The sequence below is a fragment of the Undibacterium sp. GW821-FHT11B02 genome, assembly GCF_058808955.1.
Map to the genome: position 1 here is coordinate 1 of NZ_JBXASD010000032.1, position 2,480 is coordinate 2,480.

At 49.5% G+C, this 2,480-nt stretch carries 1 protein-coding gene and 1 pseudogene; one reads left to right on the forward strand and one right to left on the reverse strand.

The features are described from left to right. Positions 1–1,774: hypothetical protein (locus AC1RVX_RS29970; RefSeq protein ID WP_493220240.1), on the forward strand; the 1,774-nt coding region annotated here is incomplete at its 5' end. Positions 1,775–2,037: 263 nt separating this feature from the next. Here the strand turns inward: AC1RVX_RS29970 and AC1RVX_RS29975 are convergent. After that, a pseudogene (locus AC1RVX_RS29975) lies at positions 2,038–2,225 on the reverse strand (IS701 family transposase); the annotation flags it as partial. Positions 2,226–2,480 lie beyond the last annotated feature (255 nt).

Here is a 2,480-nt window from a genome sequence, read left to right on the forward strand (position 1 = left end):
TTTCTTCGCGATAGAACAAGGATTAAATTACAGCACGCAACAGGATTCAATTACTAAAACGATGGCGATGGCCGCAGAGATTACACCTACTTCTACCGCTGGTGCAATTGCAATATTGGGAAAGGTTGATTGGCCATTTATGGAAGTTATTAATCCGACCTTCCCAACCATCACATTCAATACCACCTACACGGTAACGCTCGATATCCCCGACCTGATGAAAGTATCCTACAACGGTACTGAGCTGAAAGGGAAGGTGAGTGTAGACATTCCGAATGGTGTTTCACCGGTTTTCGACGCAACGGTGCACCCAGGCTTCGCCTTTGCTGATACGGCTGGAGTGAATTACTCGAATGGTAAATTGTCATTCTCGACCACGATCACCGCTGATCGGTCTGTCACAATCGCGATGCCGAAGTTGGCAGACCCGGCGAAGCCGAATATCATTTCGGCGACGTATGATCGTTCCGCCATGTATCGCGATGAACTCGGCAAGACCGCGATGGACATCGAAGTCTTCGCTGCTGTTTCGAGCAACTATAGGGTAGTGCTCACATACTCTGGACTCGACCCGTCGACCAAGCAAAGCGTTACACGGAACGTTCAGCTTCTCGATGACGGTATCGGTCCAGATAAACGTGCTGGCGACTATCGCTTCACCACTTCGCTCAAGACGGACCTTCTTCCACTCTACGAATACATGGGTATCGCCGCTTACGAAGGGCGCGTGCATGTAGTTGACACGGCAGGGAACGATATTGCCAGCGCAGGGCAAGCGAAGACGGGTATGTCGATGGTCGTTATCGATCGCGCAAAGGCTGTCACTGTCACGAAGATTGCTGACGATGTCTATGCGTCGAGCTCAGTGGTAAACGTTGTAGTACAGGGTACCTCCTTGCGTTTCAACGGTGAACATACCGACGCGGACTTCGGTCCGCAAGCGATGAATCGCGTGCTTGCATATTACCCGGACGTCTTCGATCACGTATCGTTCTTTTATGCCGGTAATGTAGGTCCGAATGTCGGCAGCGAATATTCGTTCCGCACGAAGTACAACGTGACTGGTATCGGTGACTACGGTTTTGTCGTTCAAGAGGCTGCAAAGTACAGTTCGAGCACGCTCGATTCTGTCTCGCAAATTACGGGGGGAACGACCGGCCCTTATATGCATGAGTTAACGCATCGCTTCGGTTTCTATTTGAACGATTCAAGACTCCCGCTCATAGAAAGCGACGGCTGTAAGTGTCACTTTGATTTATGGAATCAGATCATCTTTGATCCCATTTCGGCAGGTGGTGGTCTTGGTATAGTATATCAAGCCGACGGAAATTGGATGCTCACGCCATATCACAATGAAATGCAGTACAAGCACAGTGACATGATGCTGTATCTCATGGGCCTCATTGCACCGAGTGAACTTCCCCCACAACCGTGGGTTGTTGACCCGAGTGGAAAACTCCCACAGGGCCAGACTATTCCCGCGAGCAAGGTGAAGGTGGTCACGGTAGCTGACATCGAAGCGGTGTATGGAAAACGAACGCCTGCCTACGGTATCGCACCAACGTCGGTCCGTGATGCGATTGTGCTTATTACTTCCGCTCGCCCTGCGCTCCCCGAAGAGATGGCCGCAGTCGAAGCGCAGGCGAAGTTCTATGCAAGTAAGGGGACAACCTCTCCGAACTTCATGAACGTAGGCTGGCAAAACGGTCTCGCGTTCTACGACTCGACCAAGGGACGTGGTACGCTCGTGACCATACTGCCACCACGCAAGTAATCTTTGCTGAGTTCAAAACTTCGCTCAACGAGTATGTTTTTTTGCTTGATTTCTTTTGAGACAATGGAGAGACGCAGGGTCACATTGGGTGGCCGCAAGGATTAGTGCATTTTGGTGCAATAAGCCTGGAAGTTTAAAGTAGTGCTTACACAAGCGCATGGAAATAGAAGGGTTCCCGAGTTACTGGTATAGGTAATCATCCAGAAGGCTGTGCTTAATGCGATAAGCGATTTGTTTGACTGTACGAGCAATGCCGGCAAGACTTGAATCTGGGAGCGTACATTCTCCCAGATCAGACTTGGCGTAATCTGGTCGTCTCGCAGGTAGCGATGATGGCGTAATAACTCATTCCCGTTAGCATATGGTCGGCGTAGTTGGTGGTTGTGCAGTTGATTTGGCTTACCAACAAGTATTGGCAATAATCCAGTCGGCTTGGACGTCTTGATGTGATGTTCTGTAATTTACAGGCTTTAAAGCCGTTTTGCGTTTACGTTATTTCTGAAATCTTTCACTTTTGTTTCGCGTAAGGCCTATTTTAGAAAATCGACATGAAAATTAGACATTATGTATTTGCTGCGGGTTTGACACTGGCACTTTTTGCATGTGGTGGTAGACAGGACACAACATTGGCTCCAGTGCCAGTACAGATATCAGTACAACCACCCGCTATCGATCCGGTCACGCCGATATTGGCTGGTCCTCGTGC